The sequence below is a fragment of the Pseudomonas endophytica genome (genome assembly GCF_001411475.1).
GTDB classification, from domain to species: domain Bacteria; phylum Pseudomonadota; class Gammaproteobacteria; order Pseudomonadales; family Pseudomonadaceae; genus Aquipseudomonas; species Aquipseudomonas endophytica.
Genome location: NZ_LLWH01000221.1, coordinates 1 through 19,560, shown reverse-complemented (window position 1 = coordinate 19,560; position 19,560 = coordinate 1). Strand labels below are relative to the sequence as shown.

The 19,560-nt window shown below is 53.6% G+C and carries 18 protein-coding genes; 8 read left to right on the top strand and 10 right to left on the bottom strand.

Translation table 11 applies throughout. The features are described from left to right. On the bottom strand, nt 1–984 hold a 984-nt coding region (locus AQS70_RS21210; protein ID WP_156355251.1), incomplete at its 3' end, for a phosphoenolpyruvate carboxylase. A 268-nt stretch (nt 985–1,252) separates the two neighbouring features. On the opposite strand from AQS70_RS21210, the gene AQS70_RS21205 reads away from it, so the two are divergent. Together AQS70_RS21205 and lptF are read left to right on the top strand one after the other, a co-directional pair. After that, on the top strand, nt 1,253–1,666 hold the full coding sequence (locus tag AQS70_RS21205) for a DUF4398 domain-containing protein (protein WP_055104702.1): 414 nt from the start codon (nt 1,253–1,255) through the stop codon (nt 1,664–1,666). A gap of 64 nt (nt 1,667–1,730) precedes the next feature. After that, a complete protein-coding gene (gene lptF, locus AQS70_RS21200) occupies nt 1,731–2,507 on the top strand; it encodes a lipotoxin F family OmpA-related lipoprotein LptF (protein WP_055104701.1) in 777 nt (258 codons plus the stop codon). A 125-nt stretch (nt 2,508–2,632) separates the two neighbouring features. Here the strand turns inward: lptF and AQS70_RS21195 are convergent, their stop codons facing one another. The 6 genes from AQS70_RS21195 to prfB all read right to left on the bottom strand — a co-directional run bounded on the left by AQS70_RS21195 (nt 2,633) and on the right by prfB (nt 8,727). Further along, complete coding sequence (locus AQS70_RS21195) at nt 2,633–2,938, bottom strand: PA3694 family proteiin (RefSeq protein WP_055104700.1); 306 nt, start codon at nt 2,936–2,938, stop codon at nt 2,633–2,635. Continuing rightward, entirely contained in the window at nt 2,935–3,852 is a 918-nt protein-coding gene (locus AQS70_RS21190; RefSeq protein ID WP_055104699.1) for an alpha/beta hydrolase, read from the bottom strand. Before AQS70_RS21190 ends, AQS70_RS21195 begins: the two co-directional genes overlap by 4 nt. A gap of 133 nt (nt 3,853–3,985) precedes the next feature. Beyond that, entirely contained in the window at nt 3,986–5,263 is a 1,278-nt protein-coding gene (locus AQS70_RS21185) for a flavohemoglobin expression-modulating QEGLA motif protein (RefSeq protein WP_055104698.1), read from the bottom strand. A 24-nt stretch (nt 5,264–5,287) separates the two neighbouring features. Continuing rightward, complete coding sequence (locus tag AQS70_RS21180; RefSeq protein WP_055104697.1) at nt 5,288–5,836, bottom strand: hypothetical protein; 549 nt, start codon at nt 5,834–5,836, stop codon at nt 5,288–5,290. Between the two features lie 179 nt (nt 5,837–6,015). Further along, a complete protein-coding gene (gene lysS, locus AQS70_RS21175; protein ID WP_055104696.1) occupies nt 6,016–7,518 on the bottom strand; it encodes a lysine--tRNA ligase in 1,503 nt (500 codons plus the stop codon). 113 nt (nt 7,519–7,631) lie between these two features. Beyond that, nucleotides 7,632–8,727 (bottom strand): peptide chain release factor 2 gene (gene prfB / locus AQS70_RS23470; protein ID WP_156355249.1). Its coding sequence is split into 2 segments (ribosomal slippage): nt 7,632–8,654 and nt 8,656–8,727, totalling 1,095 coding nucleotides; the frame shifts between segments, so codons are not numbered across the junction. A gap of 366 nt (nt 8,728–9,093) precedes the next feature. On the opposite strand from prfB, the gene AQS70_RS21170 reads away from it, so the two are divergent. The 6 genes from AQS70_RS21170 (at nt 9,094) to AQS70_RS21145 (ending at nt 15,006) form a co-directional block, all read left to right on the top strand. After that, nucleotides 9,094–10,602, top strand: a complete 1,509-nt coding sequence (locus tag AQS70_RS21170) for a gamma-glutamyltransferase (protein ID WP_082428166.1) — start codon at nt 9,094–9,096, stop codon at nt 10,600–10,602. After that, on the top strand, nt 10,599–12,002 hold the full coding sequence (locus AQS70_RS21165) for an MFS transporter (protein ID WP_055104694.1): 1,404 nt from the start codon (nt 10,599–10,601) through the stop codon (nt 12,000–12,002). The genes AQS70_RS21170 and AQS70_RS21165 overlap by 4 nt, the downstream gene beginning before the upstream one ends. A gap of 91 nt (nt 12,003–12,093) precedes the next feature. After that, complete coding sequence (ribA, locus tag AQS70_RS21160; protein WP_055104693.1) at nt 12,094–12,702, top strand: GTP cyclohydrolase II RibA; 609 nt, start codon at nt 12,094–12,096, stop codon at nt 12,700–12,702. 1 nt (nt 12,703) lies between these two features. Next, entirely contained in the window at nt 12,704–13,576 is an 873-nt protein-coding gene (locus tag AQS70_RS21155) for a beta-keto acid cleavage family enzyme (protein ID WP_055104692.1), read from the top strand. Between the two features lie 15 nt (nt 13,577–13,591). Beyond that, a complete protein-coding gene (locus AQS70_RS21150; RefSeq protein WP_055104691.1) occupies nt 13,592–14,380 on the top strand; it encodes a class I SAM-dependent methyltransferase in 789 nt (262 codons plus the stop codon). Next, complete coding sequence (locus tag AQS70_RS21145; RefSeq protein WP_055104690.1) at nt 14,380–15,006, top strand: riboflavin synthase; 627 nt, start codon at nt 14,380–14,382, stop codon at nt 15,004–15,006. Before AQS70_RS21150 ends, AQS70_RS21145 begins: the two co-directional genes overlap by 1 nt. A 151-nt stretch (nt 15,007–15,157) precedes the next feature. Here AQS70_RS21145 and AQS70_RS21140 read toward each other — a convergent pair whose 3' ends face one another. The 3 genes from AQS70_RS21140 to AQS70_RS21130 are packed head-to-tail and all read right to left on the bottom strand — an operon-like array spanning nt 15,158 to nt 19,543. Next, nucleotides 15,158–16,159, bottom strand: coding sequence for a response regulator (locus AQS70_RS21140; RefSeq protein WP_055104689.1), 1,002 nt, complete (start codon nt 16,157–16,159; stop codon nt 15,158–15,160). 52 nt (nt 16,160–16,211) lie between these two features. Beyond that, nucleotides 16,212–17,222: a chemotaxis response regulator protein-glutamate methylesterase gene (gene cheB / locus AQS70_RS21135; RefSeq protein WP_055104688.1), complete on the bottom strand. Its 1,011-nt coding sequence runs from the start codon at nt 17,220–17,222 to the stop codon at nt 16,212–16,214. Beyond that, the gene (locus AQS70_RS21130; protein WP_055104703.1) at nt 17,219–19,543 is read right to left on the bottom strand and encodes a hybrid sensor histidine kinase/response regulator; all 2,325 of its coding nucleotides are present in this window, start codon (nt 19,541–19,543) and stop codon (nt 17,219–17,221) included. The genes cheB and AQS70_RS21130 overlap by 4 nt, the downstream gene beginning before the upstream one ends. Between the last annotated feature and the right edge of the window lie 17 nt (nt 19,544–19,560).

Here is a 19,560-nt window from a genome sequence, read left to right as displayed (position 1 = left end):
TGCCCAAGGGCGGGTAAGGCGCAGGCGTTCGCGCAGTTGTTTGAGCACGGCGCGATACGGTTCGGCACTCTCGCCCGCAACCGCCAGTAATTCAGGCGTGGCTTGCTGCATCGACAAGTCGGCGGCGAGTTTATCAATGTCTCGCAGGTACAAATCAGCGGCCATCCAGCGAGCCAGCAACAGCACTTCGCGGGTGACGCTGGCGGTCACATTAGGGTTGCCATCACGGTCGCCGCCCATCCAGGAAGCAAAACGAATCGGCGCGCAGTCGAGCGGCAAATGCTCCCCTGTCGCCGCGTGCAGGGCGGTATCCGCCGTGCGCAGCATGTTGGGGAGTGCGTGCCACAGCGAGTGTTCAATGACGGCGAACCCCCACTTGGCTTCATCGACTGGGGTGGGCCGGGTGCGACGAATTTCTTCGGTGTGCCACGCTTCAGCGATCAACCGCTGCAAGCGTTCTTCTATCCGCAACTTCTCTGCTTGGGTCAGATCCCGGTGATCCTGAGCCGCCAGTTGCTCGGCAATCGCGTCGTATTTTTGGATCAAGGTGCGGCGGGTGACTTCGGTCGGGTGCGCCGTCAGTACTAATTCAATCTCAAGGCCGCTGAGTTGTTGCGCCAGAGCCTGCGCATCATGGCCCTCAGCCAACAAGCGGCTGAGCAGCGTAGGCAATACTTGGGACTCAAAGGGTTGTGGCTGATTGTCGTCACGCCGATGAATGAGCTGATATTGCTCCGCGATATTGGCCAGGTTTAAAAACTGGTTAAAGCCGCGCGCTACGGGTAACACCTCGTCATCGCTCAAGGCATCTAGGATGGCGCTCAATTCCTCACCCGGCGTACCGCGACGGTCGTCTTTGGCGCCCTGGCGGATCCGCTCAATCTTGGCGAGAAACGCATCGCCGTATTGCTCACGAATCGTTTTACCCAACAATTCACCCAGCAGGTGAACATCATCGCGCAAGCGTGCATCAATATCGGTCATCAGCAATTTCTCCAGCAGATTCTGGGGTAGCTCCTGCCCCAAGAGTGCTTCGCAATGACCGTAGATGGCAAGCCATGCGCGCGTTAAAGCCTAAATTTGAAAGTGACCGACCAGTCAATAAATTTTAGGCAATCTGCCACCTTATTTTTTGAACTATTCAAAATTCGTTCAGGTCACAGCTTTTAACCATCACTGCAGGAACCTGCGTCCTACTACTCCAGGTAACCCAACAGTTCTGATGGAGTTGATGTTTTTAAGGAGTTCCCTAATGGAGTTGAAGACCATGATGACCCGCACTGTCAAAACCACCTCTCCTCGCCTGCGCGGGCTGAAACTGGCTGCACTGGCGATCGGTGCCAGCTTCGTTTTAGCAGGTTGCGCTGGTAACCCGCCAACTGAGCAATACGCTGTGACGCAGTCGGCCGTGAACAACGCCGTCAGCGCAGGCGGTACTGAGTACGCGCCAGTTGAGATGAAGTCGGCACAAGACAAGCTCAAGCAAGCTGAGCTGGCCATGCATGACAAAAAATATGACGACGCTCGTCGCCTGTCCGAACAAGCCGAATGGGACGCTCGCGTAGCAGAACGTAAAGCCCAGGCTGCCAAGGCCGAGAAGGCCGTTCAAGATGCTCAGAAAGCCGTACAACAATTGCGTCAGGAAGGCATGCGCGGCCTGAAATAACAGCCGCCCCTCTTCGATTGCACTGTCGACACCGCTTTCCTAATAGATAGAAAGGACAACTATTATGCGCAATACAGTAATGATTCCTGCCCTGTTGGCCCTCAGCGTTGGCTTGGCAGCGTGCTCGCACCAGCCAAATGCAAACTTGGAAAATGCCAAGACCAACTACACGGCTCTGCAAACCAACCCGGAAGCAACCAAGGTTGCAGCGCTGGAAACTAAAGACGCTGGCGAGTGGTTGGACAAAGCTGAAAAGGCTTATCTGAACAAAGACGACGAGTCCAAGGTCGATCAACTGGCTTACCTGACCAACCAACGCGTTGAAGTGGCCAAGCAAACCATCGCCTTGCGCACTGCTGAAAACCAACTTAAAAACGCCGGTTCTGATCGTGCACAAGCACTGTTAGACGCACGTGACGCACAGATCAAACAACTGCAAAGCCTGAACGCTAAGCAAACTGATCGCGGCACGCTGGTGACCTTCGGTGACGTACTGTTCGACTTCGACCAAGCACAGTTGAAGCCAAACAGCCGTGAAAGCATCGCTACCCTGTCCAACTACCTGATCCAAAACCCGGATCGCAAGGTGATTGTTGAGGGTTACACCGATAGCAAAGGCAGCGCCTCTTACAACCAAGGCTTGTCCGAGCGTCGCGCTAACGCCGTTAAAGCAGCTCTGGTGCGTGCCGGTGTAGATTCTTCGCGTATCGTTGCCCAGGGTTATGGCAAGGAGTATCCGGTAGCGGATAACGGCAGCAACTCGGGCCGCGCTCAAAACCGCCGCGTTGAAGTGACTATCTCCAACGACAACCAGCCAGTTGCGCCACGTTCGTCGATGTAATCACGCTGTAAGCGCTTAATAAAAAATCCCGCCTAAGCAATCAGGCGGGATTTTTTTTATTGAATTTTTGGCTGGCGAAGGCTGCGATCTGTTGATCTTTAAACGCAAAAGATCGCAGCTTGCGGTTATTGGTCTAGGCAGTGGACGGCTTGTTTTTTGTTGTTGACCAACACTCCGGTCAGCCCCTTCTGCTCGGTATCAAACAGCACCACAATCCCGTCCACGCACTGCGCCACTTGGTTCGCCGGGGTTAACGAGACTTTGTAATCCTCGCCCGGCAGGGTCTTGAGCATGGTGTAGTCGTTGAGTAACAACGCATCCTCAGGTTTGGCGAAATGCAGGTAGCCGTAGTACCACAAGCAGCCAACCGTGCCGATGATGCTGCAAATCCCAGTGATGATCAGGGGGATGGCGTTACGTTCTTCACTCATTGCCGAATCTCTGTTTCAGGGGGGTTGGTCGAAGGCTCAACCGACGGGTAATTAGGGATTTCGCCTAATCGACGTACACCGTTGAAATGCTCTGGGTCTTCCAGATAACGCAGCATCACTTGGCGCCAGGTCGGGTCGGCAAATGTTTGCACATGACCGCCTCGGGTCAGTTGCAACACCTTGGGCGGCGGCGCCGCTTGGTACAGGCGGATTGCATTAGAAAGCGGCACGATGGGGTCATCCATGCTGTGGAAGATCAACATTGGCGTTTCTTGCATGTCAGGCATTGCGTACACCGCACTGTCCGCATCGGGTACAAACCACGAAAGCGGCACCTGCAATGGCCAAGTCAGCCAAGACGTGCTCAATGCAAACTGCCCCACTTCGCGGTAGCTGGCAGGGACGCCATCCAGGACCACTGCTTTTAATCGTGCCCGCTGCTCAGGGTGCTGGCTCAAGTAATGCACGGCCATGGCTCCGCCCAAACTTTGCCCCAGCACAATCAGTGGCTGTTGCTGAACAGAAGGTTGTTGCTGCAACCAGTCGAAGGCAGCGTCGATGTCTTGGTACAACGCAGGCAAGCTCGGCGACCCCTGCGACAGACCATAACCACGATAATCGAGCATCAGCACTTGATAACCCTGCTCGGGCAACCAAGCCACGGCCCCCAAGTGATACGCCAAATTGCCGCCATTACCGTGCAAGTGCAGCACCGTACCTTTAAGCGGCACGCCGGGCTTGGCCGGTAGCCACCAGCCGTGCAGCAGCGTGCCATCGGCGGCCGTGAGATTAACGTTTTCATACGTCAACCCCGCAGCCTGCGGGGTAATCGGCTGTCCGGGTTCTGGGTAAAACAGTAATGAGCTGCATCCGCTGAGGGTGAGCAGCAGGCAGAGTGCAGCCAGGATTTTCATAGCGTCTAATACCTAGTTTGTTTGTAGGAGCCGAGCTTGCTCGCTCCTACAAACCGCGTAGGAGCTGCCGCAGGCTGCGATCTTTTGATCTTTAAACGCCAAAGATCGTAAGCTCGCTCCATGGTGCAGAGAGTTACAAAATGTTGGAATAGTCAGCTTCGATCCGGTCCAGACTCAAATGATTAAGAAAGTTGGAGAAGCACATCCACGCCGATAACGCGTTCAAATCGCGGAATTGATCTGGCAAGTATTTGGGCGCTACCACTAAGCCTTCATCGACCAACTGGCGCAAGGTACGCATGTCTTCCAAGGTGGTTTTGCCACAGAACAGCAGCGGTATTTGTTCGAGCTTGCCCTTACGCACGGCCAACTGAATGTAGTTGTAAACCATGATGAAGCCTTTGAGGTAGGACAAGTCTTTGGTGAATGGCAGACCATTTGGCACCGATCCGCGGAAAACACGGCTCGCGTTGCCGTAGCTTTCTGGCATCTCGAACCCTTGCTCGCGGAAGAACTGATACACCTGCATAAAGTCCGCGCCCTCTTCCACCATATGAATGGCGCGCGTGCGGTTGGTCAATTTACGCAAGCGGCTCGGGTAGGAAGCAAAGGTGATGACTTCCATCAAAATCGCCAACCCTTCTTGGGTCACTGTTGATGACGGCGGGCCTTTTGACAGGAAGGTACAAATCGGCTGGTTCAAACCATTGAGCGTGGTGCCCACGTGGACCAGCCCTTCGTGAACTTCCAGTGCGCGCACGTCGCGCTCATTGAACTTGGCATCGGTACGGATCTTGATGTAGTCCGCACCCGCCGCTGCGTCCGCAACAATGCCGTCAGACTCAAACACCCGAATGGTATCTTCGCACTCGCCAAACACTTTGTTCAGACGGGTTTGCAGCAGATTGACAGCATCTTTGGCGGTCAGGTTTTTGGCTTCGTCCTTGAGATCTCCGCGCCCGTCGATGTTGTCCAGGTAATCGGACATCATCCGCCCCAAATCGGACAGCGTCGGGTCTCCCGCATGAAACGCGTCTGATGCGGCGCCATATAACTCTTGAGAGATCAACCCAAAGTCTTCAGTGCCTCGCGCTTCGAGCATGCGCACCACCATCCGGTACTCTTTACACATGCGGCGCATGATTTGCCCGACCGGGTTGAACTGGCCCAGTTGCCGGGTGATGTCGCGCTCAATGTGCTGGAACTCAGACTTGACCGCACTGGAGTCAAAAGACAGCGGTCGTGACAGGTAATAGTCACGGCTTACCGCTGGCATTTCTTTGCCTTTGGCCTTTAAAAAGTCTTGGCGAATACTGTCATCCCACTTCACCGCGTCCAACACGCGGATCGGCGCTTGAGCCAGTACGATGCGGTCTGACAATGTGCGTATGGTGCGCTGGTAATCGTCCACCCGCTGCTCCTTGAATAAATGGCCTTACTTGATCGCGCGCTGATAGCGAGCCACTTCGACAAATACATCTGAATTGGCAGGATCATCGAGGTATGCAAAAACTGTAGCTGAAGGGCTCTTGATCTGTACGCCCGGACCTTCAGGCGTTTCGACCTGCTCACCGCTCAAGGCCGACTGCCCCATCGCTTGTTTGATCTGATCGAGGTCTAAGTCATACACGACCAACTCGCCACTGTCGTTCACTTCAAAGCCATTGAGCGTATAGTCACCGCCCAATTTGGCTGGCAACTTGGCCGAGGCATACCAGCGGCTGCCATGCCGGGCAACGATGAACGTGTAGCGGTCACGGGCCTTGGGTTGGCCCTTGGGATGGACCACCGCCTCATAGCGGGTTTTATCGACAGCGCGGATATTGAGCGTGCGCGCCTGCCCCCAAGCATCTTTACTGGTCCACTGACCGAGCAATTGCTTGGGCGCTGGCTGGGCCACAACCGGTGCTTCACTGAACGTCACCAGACACCCGTTCAACATCAAAAACGACACTGCCAAGAGCATTACGCGCCACGCTTTCATGCCTGCATCCTTCTATAGAGCGGTCAGGGCTCATTGAGTAGTGGCTGATATTCCATCCGACCGATAATCGCCGTCAACCGTTTGGCAGCTTGGTGGGTTCAATGGCGCGGCAAAAGCCGATTGCGTGAGCGCCAGATAATAAAAAACCGCCTGAAAAGGCGGTTTTATAGGTTGCCGTCTTAGGCTTGTGGGCGCATGTGCGGGAACAAGATCACGTCGCGAATCGACGGGGAGTTAGTCAGCAGCATCACCAGACGGTCGATACCGATCCCTTCACCCGCGGTTGGCGGCATGCCGTATTCCAGCGCACGAACGAAGTCGGCGTCATAGTGCATGGCTTCGTCGTCACCCGCGTCTTTATCAGCCACTTGAGCCATGAAGCGCTCGGCTTGATCTTCAGCGTCGTTCAACTCGGAATAGGCGTTAGCGATTTCACGGCCACCGATGAACAGTTCAAAACGGTCGGTCACGTTCGGGTTTTCGTCGTTGCGACGGGCCAGTGGCGACACTTCAAACGGGTATTGGGTGATGAAGTGCGGCTGCTCCAGTTTGTGCTCAACCAGCTCTTCGAAAATCATCACTTGCAGCTTGCCCAGACCTTCAAAGCCCAACACCTTGGCACCGGCTTTTTTAGCAATGGCACGCGCCTTGTCGATGTCGTTGAGGTCGTCTGCGGTCAGCTCAGGGTTGTACTTGAGGATCGAATCAAACACCGACAGACGCACAAACGGCTCGCCGAAGTGGAACACCTTGTCGCCATACGGCACATCGGTGCTGCCCAGAACCAGTTGCGCCAGTTCACGGAACAGTTCTTCGGTGAGGTCCATGTTGTCTTCGTAGTCGGCGTACGCTTGGTAGAACTCAAGCATGGTGAATTCTGGGTTGTGACGCGTCGACACGCCTTCGTTACGGAAGTTACGGTTGATCTCGAAGACTTTTTCAAAGCCCCCCACCACTAGACGCTTGAGGTACAACTCAGGCGCGATGCGCAGGAACATTTCCATGTCCAGTGCGTTGTGGTGAGTTTCGAAAGGCTTGGCTGCCGCGCCGCCCGGAATGGTTTGCAGCATCGGCGTTTCGACTTCAAGGAAGTCGCGAGCCATTAAAAAGTTACGGATATAGGCAATCACCTGCGAACGCACACGGAAGGTGTGGCGCACGTCTTCGTTAACGATCAGGTCAACGTAACGCTGGCGATAGCGCTGCTCGGTATCGGTCAGGCCGTGGTGCTTGTCTGGCAGCGGGCGCAGGGATTTGGTCAGCAAACGCACGCTGGTCATTTCAACGTACAGGTCGCCTTTGCCGGAACGGGCCAAGGTGCCTTCAGCGGCGATGATGTCGCCCAAGTCCCAGGTTTTCACCGCGGCCAAGGTGTCTTCTGCCAAGGTTTTGCGGTTGACGTAGACCTGAATGCGCCCAGTCATGTCTTGGATCACCATGAACGAACCGCGGTTAAGCATGATGCGACCGGCAACCTTGACCGGAATTGCCGCTTCAGCCAACTCTTCCTTGGTCTTGTCGGCGTACTGTTTCTGCAAGTCAGCGCAGTAATTTTCGCGACGGAAATCATTCGGGAAGGCGTTGCCTTTAGCACGCTCGGCAGCAAGTTTTTCCTTGCGCTGGGCGATCAGGGCGTTTTCTTCCTGTTGCAGGTCTTGAGGGTCGAGTTGTTGGTCGCTCATGTCTTAAAAATTCCATCACAGGTTCGTTGCCCCTGCCTTGCAACAGGGGGTGGCGGGCCTTTTGCGCGCCTAGAGGCATCGCGCTGGCTGCGCACTTACGGTTGTTGCGCGACTTATAGCCCTTGTTTCAAGCTGGCTATCAAGTAGTCGTCGATATCGCCATCGAGCACTTTGTCGCAATCGCTGCGCTCAATATTGGTACGCAAATCTTTGATACGCGAAGCGTCGAGTACGTACGAGCGGATCTGGTGACCCCAGCCGATGTCAGACTTGGTGTCTTCCAAGGCTTGGGACGCGGCACTGCGCTTTTGCATTTCTTGCTCGTAAAGACGGGCCCGCAACATTTTCATCGCGGTGTCTTTGTTCGCATGCTGAGAACGTTCGTTCTGGCAGCTCACCACGGTATTGGTCGGGACGTGGGTAATCCGCACGGCCGAGTCGGTGGTGTTTACGTGCTGACCACCCGCACCGGAGGAACGGTAGGTGTCGATCCGCAGGTCAGACGGGTTGATGTCGATTTCGATGTTGTCGTCGATCTCTGGCGAGACGAAAACAGCCGAGAACGAGGTGTGACGACGGTTGCCCGAGTCGTAGGGGCTTTTGCGCACCAAACGATGGACGCCAATCTCGGTGCGCAACCAACCAAAGGCGTATTCACCTTTGATATGAACAGTTGCACCTTTGATCCCGGCGACTTCACCGGCAGACAGTTCCATGATGGTGGCATCGAAGCCGCGCTTGTCAGCCCAGCGCAAATACATCCGCAGCAAGATATTGGCCCAATCTTGCGCTTCGGTGCCGCCGGAGCCTGCTTGAATGTCCAGGTAAGCGTTATTAGGGTCCATTTCACCGCTGAACATACGGCGGAATTCGAGCTTTTCTAGGGCTTCGCGCAAACGTTCAACTTCGGCAGCGACGTCATCGACAGCGGCCTGGTCGTCTTCTTCGGCGGACATCAGCAGCAGGTCTTTGGCGTCGGCCAGACCTGAGTGCATCTCATCTAGAGTTTCGACAATTTGCGCCAGTAAGGCGCGCTCGCGGCCCAGCTCTTGGGCGTACGAAGGGTTGTTCCAGACACTTGGATCTTCAAGCTCGCGATTGACTTCGATCAGACGCTCATGCTTTTGATCGTAGTCAAAGATACCCCCGAATAGTTTCGGAGCGCTCTGACAGGTCCTTGATGCTGTTAAGGATCGGGTTGATTTCCATGGCTGGCGGCACTCGTAGGCGATTTTTACAAAGCCGGGGAGTATACCGTAAACGTTGGGCATCAGCAGCCCGCTTGGCGGGGCCGTAAGGACACAAAAGAGCGGCAGCCCCCAACGCCATAAAAAGACCCAAAACTGCAAAATGAGCGGATCGGTTCTAAAGGTTCAATCTGGAACTTTTTAAAAACCTAAACGTTGTCAAACTCGCGACTTACAGAACATGCGTACGAAACCACAGAGTATTTATGTAGGAAAAATCTCTATCCTTTAAGGAAGTAGACTACACACTCGTTAATTGCACTTTAAAAACCCTCGCGCTATAAAAATAACGCACTTAAGTTCAGCTATTTTTCAGGCGGTTCTCAGCATGTCAAACTTAGCGAGCGGGCATTCATTTAGTCTAGCGACACCGCACTTCAAGTCTTCCATGATGGGGTTCTATGAATATTTGTCGTGTGGCTCGACACCGGGTGCGGCAATAAGTGCGGCACTCTCCATGACCTTCAACCTCCCTCATTTATGCGGTTTGGGCGGTGATGCAATAATTATGCAATCACGCCATCATCATCTTGAAGTATTTAACGGCACCGGCAAAACAGCCGCACATCAACATCACGCAAGTTACTTAGATAAAGGAATGGCACTTATCCCACGCCGAGGAATTTACAGCACCATGGTGTATGGCTGCCCTTCAGCCTATGACCGGTATACACAACACCATGACATTGATTTGAATCGTATCGTTCACCATCTCCTCTCGCACGACTTAACACATGGTTTGGTCGCCTCTGAAAGTTTATCGCGTACGTTTTTAAGTGCCCTGAATGAAACCAGCGCGCAAACCCGGTTCTCGCAATGGAGTCATTACTTTACTCATCGACACGACGTCAAGGCTCGGCATCAGCAAACCTTCAGCACATTAGGCCGTGAAGGCTTTTCATCCCTGTACAGGGGCGTGCTGGCAGAACACGTGTTTGATGCGTTGTCCGCTTGCGATCCAAGCCTGTATACCGCTGATGATTTTTCAGACTTTACACCTAACCGATCAGAGATCAGAACAACCTGTTTTATGCAGGCGAGTATTTCAGCACACGGAAGTAACAGCCCATGGAGGGAACTGTTCATCCTGTTAAAGCTTTATCAGTTGAGTGCACAAGACACTGTTTTGCTAACCCCTCGCCAATTCTGTACGGCGGCTGGGCTCATCGACAGCTTATTAGCAACACAATCGTTGACGCAAAGGGATAACGATACAACCCTCAGTGAGTGGGCCGCTCTTATTTATCAACAACTGAAAGACGATGCCTTGGAAATAGTTGCGCAAGCCTCCAAGCCATCCCACACCGTATTTATTGCCTGCGCCGAGGCCGACGGAACCTTAACCGGAATTACCAACTCCATTTTCACACCGCTGGGCGCATTATTCGAAATCGACAAAACAGGCATTCTATTAGCGAACAGAGCCTTTTCATTTAACGGCCCTGATATCGCGTCAACCTTTAAAGGCACTTCACCCGCCAAACATACGACTAACTGTGTGCGCGTTACCACTGCAAGCCAAACATTTATTATTGGCACCTCAGGAGGCCCCGTTCAGTCCCAAACACTGGCTTTTATCATTAATAAAATCGTCAACGAAAACTGCTCCGTACAATCGGCCATCGCCGCTCCCCGCTACGCCAACTTGGGATGCCACCCGAAAACACACTGCACCACTTATTTAAGCGAATCAGCGCAGGCAGACCCAGTATTTACCTACACCCATGGCTTATCGGAAAAGCTCGGCGTGGTGCAACTGGCCGGGATCAATACGCAGACTGGCCTAGTGTTCGCAGCAGCAGACCCGCGTAGCACCGGCGTAGCGCTGGCTGTATGAACGAGCAGCGTATCAGCCCCAGTTATGCGCAGATTCTGACTGTCGCCAGTGCCTTTTTTCTTGAAGTCCTGGACGCCACCATCATGATCGTCGCAATCATTCCAATGGCCAGCAACCTCGGTGCTAGCATCAGCGATACCACGTTGTCACTGGCCTCTTATCTATTGGCTTTGGTGCTGTTCACCCCCCTGAGCGCAACGCTCTTAAAAACGCTGGCACTGGCCGATAAATTTCAAGCAGGCTTAGTTATTTTTTGCGCGGGCTCACTGATCTGCGCGCTCAGCCAAGACCTTTATTTACTGTGCATCGGCCGATTGATTCAAGGTTTGGGCAGCGCGCTTATTGTGCCAGCTGGGCGTGCGCTGATACTGGCCAACACACTCAAGCCTGCTATTCCTAAAACCATGGCTTGGTTGATTACCCCTGCACTGACCGCGCCGATGGTCGCCCCTTACATCGCCAACTTGATCATCAGCGTTGGCAACTGGCGATTAATTTTTGTCTTTATTGCACTGTTCGCCGTAGGGCTGATGATTGCGTGCCGACGTTTGTTGTTTTCATTACCTCGACCCGCCACTCCTCACCCACCGCTTGATTACTACGCCTACAGTCTCTGGGCATTGGCTGCTTGCGCATTATTTATAACCTTCTTGGCCAGCTCAAAAAATCAAATGGATGACGCCCTAATGGCAGCCACGGTCATGTTGATTAGTGCGGTGGCGCTCTACAAAAAAACACGCTCGCCCTCAAGAAAAAAACTATTCGACCTTTCGCTGTTTAGCAGTTGGGCCTTCAAGCTAAATATCGTCTCAGGCAGTTTGTTTCGAATCAGTATTTATGCATTCCCAACACTGCTCATCATTAACCTTATGACGTCCTCATCTTTTAGCGTCACGTCCATCGGCCACTGCCTAGCGTTTATATTCGCCGGTAACTTCCTATCAAAACCTGCGGCGGTAAAAGTGTTAAGCGGCGGCACTTATCTAAAACACTATTTAATAGGATCCGCGCTGGCAACCACGTTAACCTTAAGTGTGTTTCTAATACCCTCGCTAATCCAGCAGCTGCCCGCCCTTTGGTTGTGTTGTTTTTTACATGGTTGCGCCCGTTCATTTCAATTTCTTGGCTACTCGTCCATTAGTCTGCGCGAGGTGGGCCCAACCCGAATGCATCACGCCACTGTTCTGATGGGTTCAGTGATGCAACTTAACGCATTAATTGGGCAAGCCGTGCCTGCGCTGCTCATGGCCTTATTTATTCCACAGGCTTTAACCCAAGACTCCTCAACCGTTTTTTTCCGCGTCGGGATCGGCACGCTAACCGCCCTTGTGTTCATCACCGTATTAACCGCACTGTTTTTGCCCAGCTCAAGCAAAGTGACATTCCAGAGCTCGCATTGACTCATCCTAAGTCACACTGAACGACGTTAAGACACACTAACTAGAGGCTGAATCCGGCCCACTTCCCTCTCTTGTTATTCAGGAATTGAAGATGAAGGCATTGACGTTAAAAACCATGGTCGAAATCCCCATTGAGGGCATCACTCAACTGACTCAATTTGTCTCTTTCAAGGGTGTCGACAAAGAACACTTTGCGTTGCTCATTGGTGATTACACAACCCCTCCGGTGCTCACCCGAGTTCACTCCGAATGCCTGACAGGGGACGTGTTCGGCTCCAAACGTTGTGATTGTGGCGCTCAGTTAAAAGAAGCACTGAAAGAAATATCACTGCGCGGCGGGGGCGTATTGATTTACTTACGCCAGGAGGGGCGCGGCATAGGCTTGTATTCAAAATTCGACGCTTACCAACTTCAAACCCAAGGTATTGATACGTTTACCGCCAATGAAATGCTCGGCTATGCCGACGACCTTAGGGAGTTTGAGAGTGCGGGCGCCATCCTCAAAGCCTTGAACATTCCTGTTATTGACCTAATCACTAACAACCCCGCCAAAACACGTGCGTTAAGAAATTGCGATATCTCGATCAACCGCATCATCCCTTCCGGGGTTTTTATAACGCCCGAAAACGAACGTTACCTGCGTAGCAAAATCGACAAAAAGCAGCACACGATTAACTTAACCACTAAAAGGGGTGAATAACATGACGTCTTATATTCTCAACTTTTCACCCACCGGTATGCTGCCCAGCAAACAAATGAACCCGCACACGCCCATCAGCGTGTCGGAAATCATTGAAGACGTTCTCATGGCGGCAGAGTTTGGGGCCTCTATTGCCCATTTGCATGCACGCGATCACAAAACCGGTGAACCCACCTGCGACCTTACTACCTTCGCCGCTATTCTCGAAGGCATTAGAAAACACAATAAACAGCTTATTTTGTGTGTATCACTCAGCGGCCGAAATGTGAGTGACCCCGTTCTCAGAGCGCTCCCATTAACTTTGGACGGTGAAGCGAAGCCTGATATGGGATCACTGACGTTATCGTCCATGAACTTTTCCAGCCAGCCGAGTATTAACGCCCCTACTACCATCAACTACCTTGCCCAACAAATGGCCCTGAAGGGTATTGCTCCGGAAGTTGAAATATTCGACATCGGCATGTCGAACTACCTGCACACACTGTTCAAGAAGTCATTACTGCCCCAGACCCTCTACGCCAACATTTTGCTCGGCAATATCTTTGGCGCCCAACCCAGCTTTGCTCATATCGCGGCGCTCACCAGCGCTTTGCCACACAACGTTGTGAGCTCATTCGCAGGGCTGGGCAGCTATCAACTGCGCAGTAACACCTTGGCGCTGGCTTCGGGTCACGGTATTCGCATTGGCCTGGAAGACAACATCTGGCTCGATAACGCCCGCACCACATTGGCAAGCAATCGCAGTTTGCTGCAACGCATCACCTCTATTGCTAGCCATTTGGAGCGCACACCTGCCCGCCCTGAGCAGGTGAGAAAACTACTTGGCCTGCACCCTGGCGAGGGGATGTATGGCTTGGTTCAACACGTGGGCTAAAACAAGGAGATCGAGATGGAAAATGTCTGGTTTAACCCCGAAGGCTACCAACGAACGTCTAAACACTTACAAAAACGCTGTTTGGAGTTGCTGCTCTCGTTTGCCACTCCTCGCGGCAGACTCTTAGACGTTGGATGCGGCACAGGAAACGCTTTACTGTTCACCGATAAACAAAACATTGAACAGTATGTCGGAATTGATATTTCCAAGGACATGATCGCTTTCGCCAACCTCGCTCATGCAGCGCCCAATGTTAGGTTTTTAATCGGCGATTTTTTAGAGGTGTCGCTCGATCAGTTTAAGCGTTTTGATAACGCGATCTGCGCGGCCTGCTTACATTGGTTTATCCCTCGCGAACAAGACGTTATCAATAAGTTATCCGCGCTGATAAATCCCGGCGGTTACCTGTTTCTCTCCTGTGCTTTTGGCTTTGACTATGTGCCCAGTGAACGAGCTGTTCAGGAACAAGTACTGATGGAGATTCGCAAAAAATACCCTTGTATAACAGAGCCCGTGGTATTCGATGATTTCAGGTTCAATCGAGCGTCGATCATCTCGACCTTACACGACTTTGAGATCATTCGCTCGCACCGCATTGAAGAGCCTGTCCAATTCAAAACGTTTGAAGACTTTAAAGACTGGCACTTAGGCAGCGGCTCAGTGGTGTATGGACAGTTTGAAGAGCACGCTCGTGACAGCGCCATCAACGACTACTACCAAAAGCTATATCAACACTATTACGCCGGACGCTACAGCACGGCGTATTCCACAGGGCTGATGTTGCTTAAAAAGAGGATGGTCTGATGTATACCGGAATCGTGCAAGGCACCGCTCATGTTCAATCTATTGAGCGGGGTATTGGCCATAAACGGATCGTTTTGCTTCAAAATACTGGCCTATTCGACACCCTTGAAATCGGCGCCAGCGTGTCGGTAAATGGCACATGCCTGACTGTCACGGCTTACGCTTCAAACACTGCGACATTTGATATTTCGCATCGCACGTCCGAGATCACCACACTCGAGTACTTGAGCGTTAATGAGCGGGTCAATATTGAACGATCACACCGCAGCGCAGAAGAAAATGGCGGGCACGCGCTGTATGGCCATATAGAAAGTACTGCGAGGGTCGTTTCATGGCAGCCGCTGGGCGAAACCGTCAGGGCTGTTTTCCAACTGGACGAATCGACATTTGCGTACGTGTTTAAGAAAGGTTTCATCGGCTTACACGGCTGTAGCTTGACCATCGACAGTTTGGATGAAACCCAACAGACACTCACCGTCAACCTCATCCCGCAAACGTTGGCTCTCACCAACTTGAGCGCCCTGCGAGAGGAGGATCGAGTGAATGTAGAAATTGACCAAACCACCCGAACATTGGTCGACACCCTACAAAGGACCTTGGCACGTGTTGGCCAGATCACTGTTTGAAGATCAACAGATCGCCGCGGCAGGTTAGTAACCACAAAATGTCTGTTAGCCGATGAATCACCCTGTAGGAGCTGCCGCAGGCTGCGATCTTTTGCTTTGAAGATCAAAAGATCGCAGCCTTCGGCAGCTCCGAAAAGGCGGGGTTAGGCCCCTATTCAATCCCTACCTGATTACGCCCGCCGTGTTTGGCCAGGTATAAGCCTTTATCCGCCGCTAAAATCAACTGCCGCGAGCTGCCGTTTTGCTGGGGCGTGAGGGTTGCCAAACCAATGCTGATGGTCAGGCTGCGGCCTTCGCTGGGCTGTATATGCGGGATTTTTAGCCCTTCTACGGCTTGGCGCAGTTTTTCTGCCACTAACCGCGCGCCACCCTGCGAGGTGTTGGGCAACACGATGGAAAACTCTTCGCCGCCATAACGCGCAGGTAAATCAGACGGTCGACTGCTGGCATCACGAATGGCGGACGCTACTTTGCGCAACGCTTCATCACCGTCCAGATGGCCAAAGGTGTCGTTGAATGACTTGAAGTAGTCGACGTCAATCATCAACAACGACAGTTGAGTCTGCTCACGCATGGCTCGACGCCATTCAAGCTCTAGGTATTCGTCAAAATGCCGACGATTCGATAAACCGGTCAAACCATCGGAGTTCATTAACCGCTGAAGCACCAGATTGGTGTCGAGCAGTTGTTGCTGACTCACACGCAGCGCACGGTAGGCCGCGTCGCGTTGCAACAAGGTCATGTAGGAACGCGAGTGATAGCGAATGCGCGCGACCAACTCGATGTTATCGGGCAGTTTGACCAAGTAGTCATTGGCCCCCGCCGAAAAAGCTGCACTTTTGATCAGCGGGTCTTCTTTGGTGGAAAGTACGATGATCGGGATGTTCTGGGTCGCCGGGTGATTACGGTATTCGCGCACCAGCGTCAGCCCGTCCAGCCCCGGCATCACTAGGTCCTGCAAGATCACTGTCGGTTTGATCCGAATGGCTTGAGCAATCGCCTGGTGCGGGTCAGCACAAAAGTGGAAATCAATGTTTTGTTCGAGCGCCAAACCGCGGCGCACGGCTTCGCCGATCATCGCTTGATCGTCTACCAGCAGCACCATGGCAGCGTTTTCGTCTGTTTTAACGTCGTCCAACTGTAAATCGCTCATGCGCGTTCACCTGAATAACAGCCTTCAAGCCAGTCCTGCGGGATTTTGTCAGTCATTTGGCAAATATCTCCAGCAAGCGTGGCGCAATCTTGTCCAAAGGACGGATCTCAACCGCAGCATCAATGGCCGCCGCCGCTTTGGGCATGCCGTACACCGAGCTGCTTTGTTGGTCCTGAGCGATGGTGAGGAAACCTTGCTGGCGCATGAGTTTAAGACCCTGAGCGCCATCACGCCCCATGCCGGTTAACAACACACCTACCGCATCACCCTTCCAATATCTGGCAACACTTTCAAAAAACACATCAATCGAAGGTCGGTAAATCTCGTTCACCGGCTCTGCCGTGTAAGCCAGGGTGCCGTCTTTCATTAGCCGTATATGGTGGTTGGTGCCGGCCAACAGTACTTTCCCCGCTTGGGGCGACTCCCCTTCTTGAGCCAAACGCACATCCAGCCCGCAGGAGCTACTCAACCACTCTGCCATGCCCGCTGCAAACACCTGGTCGACGTGTTGCACCAATACGATGGACGCTTGAAAATTACTTGGCAGCCCTTTGAGCAAGGTTTCCAGTGCTGCGGGCCCACCGGCAGACGAGCCAATTGCTACCAGACCGCGCTGGGGGCCTTGGGTGCGAGGCTGCGCTGAAACCGGTTGGACGCGCTTATCACTCTGCCCCATCAACCAGCCAACGTTAATAATCTTGCGCAATAACGGCGCCGCCGCTTCTTTAGCGTTACCCGCACCCAACGCTGGGGTATCCACTACATCTAACGCGCCGAAGCCCATGGCTTCGAACACTCGATGAACATTTTGCTCGCGGTCCACGGTCACAATGACGATGGCACAGGGCGTTTCAGCCATGATCCGTCGTGTCGCTTCAACCCCGTCCATCACGGGCATGATCAGGTCCATCAAAATCAGGTCAGGCGTTAACTCAGCACATTTACTAACCGCTTCTTGACCATTCATCGCAACCCACACCAACTCATGGCTGGGTTCAAAGGCCAACGCCCTGCGTAGCACCTCAATCGCCAACGGCATGTCGTTCACGATGGCGATTTTCATGTTTGGGCTCCCCCAATGAGTTCAACCACAGCATCAAGCAAGGCGTCGTCGTGGAAGCTGGCTTTGGCTAGATAATAGTCGGCTCCGGCATCTAAGCCACGCCGACGGTCTTCTTCCCGATCTTTGTAGGAAACCACCATAACAGGCATAGATTGCAGTCGATTGTCGCGTCGTAACAGTGTGACCAGCTCGATACCATCCATGCGCGGCATGTCGATGTCGGTGATCAACAGATCAAAATGCTCGGCCCGCAAAGCGTTCCAACCGTCCATGCCGTCAACCGCTACCGCCACTTCATAGCCGCGGTTGATTAGCAGTTTGCGTTGCAGCTCACGCACGGTCAGTGAGTCATCAACCACCAAGATTCGCTTGCGTGTCAACTCGGCGGTATGCCGATTACGCCGATCAATGCGCTCTAAACGCCCGGTGTTGAGGAGTTTATCGACCGAGCGCAGCATATCTTCAACGTCGACAATCAAGACTGGAGAACCATCGTCGAGCAACGCGCCAGCCGAGATGTCTTGCACCTTACCCAAGCGCGGGTCGAGCGGTAACACCACCAACGTTCGTTCGCCAATAAAACGCTCGACCGCCACGCCGTACACCGCATCACGCTCACGAATCACCACCACTTTGAGGGTTTCGTCATCGCTTTGGCTGGACGGGCGTTGCAGTAATTGGCTGGCGGCGACCAACCCCACGTGCCGCCCTTCATCCCAGAAATGCTGGCGCCCCTCGACTTGCACAATGTCCTCCGGGGCCAAGTCGCGCATTCGCTCAATATGCGCCAAGGGGAAGGCGTAAGCCTCGTCGGCCACTTCTACCACCAAGCTGCGCACCACCGACAAGGTCAGTGGGACCTCCAGCACAAAGCGGCTGCCCTGCCCCGAAGTCTGCTCCAGCACAATGGCTCCACGCAGCAAGCGCACCATGTGCTGAACGGCATCCAAACCGACGCCACGCCCGGACACTTCGGTTACGGTATCGCGCAGGCTAAAGCCCGGCAAAAAGAGAAAGCTCAGCAGTTCTTCTTCGCTCAGTTGGGCCACGGTGTCGGTGGTCGACAGCTGACGTTCAACGATGATCCGGCTTAGGCGCGCAAGGTCTACACCGGCACCGTCATCACTGAGTTCGACTACCAGTAAGCCGGCCTGATGCGACATCCGAAGGCGAATGATGCCTTCAGCCGATTTACCCGCCAGCAAGCGTTGCTCTGGAGATTCAACCCCATGGTCAACAGCATTGCGCAACAAGTGAGTTAACGGCGCTTCGAGTTTTTCCAGTACATCGCGATCAACCTGGGTTTTCTCACCGTCGACTTCCAGACGAATCTGCTTACCCAATACACGACCCAAGTCGCGGACCATGCGCTCTTGCCCAACCAGTACGTCGGCAAACGGACGCATGCGACACGCCAGTGCAGTGTCATACAACCGTTGCGCGCGCAGGCCGGTCTGCCAACCGAATTCGTCTAACTCCGCGGTCTGCTCGCTGAGCAACTGCTGCGACTCTGAGAGGGTGCGCCGGGCCTCGTTCAAAGCCTCTTCAACTTCGTGCGTCAGCCCGCTGACTTTGAGCTGCTCGTTCAGCGTATCCAAGGCCCGCAAACTGGTGCTTTGCATCCGTTTAAGCCTATGCAAGGCCGCCAAATAAGGCTTAAGGCGCTGAGTTTCGACCAAAGATTTGCTGGACAGATCAAGCAGGCTATTGAGCCGCTCGGCGGTCACGCGCAGCACCCGTTCACCACTTTCGGTCAGACGTTGAGGGCGGCGAACAGGTTCGCGAGTAGGGTCTGGTATGGCTTGGGCTTCAGGCTCCGGCGTGGCTTCTGGCTGAAGCAGCCACTGAGGTTCAACCAAAGGCTGCGGGGCCAGCAACAGTTGCGAAACGTCGAACGCTAGGGGGGCAGCCTGTGGTGCCACCCGTCCAGAGGGGTCAAGCAGCTCGTTGAGTTGCGCTACATACGCATCAATGTCGCTTGCAGCGACGTTCTCACTGCCGGGCGTCGCAATGCGCATCAGCAAATCAGTGCCTTGCAATAAGGCATCAATATGTTCTGGATGCAGGCGCAAACGCCCTTCCTGAGCGCTGACCAGACAATCCTCCATGACATGAGCGACGCTGACGCCAGCATCCACCCCGACAATTCGCGCCGCCCCTTTAAGCGAATGGGCGGCGCGCATGCAGGCTTCCAACTGATCGGCTTGGGTCGGATTGCGCTCAAGCGCCAGCAATCCTTCATTTAACACCTGAGTCTGAGCCTCAGCCTCTAGGCTGAACAATTCAAGCAGCGAGGCGTCGCGCATTTGCTCAGGGGTCATGTCAGGCTCCGGGTAAT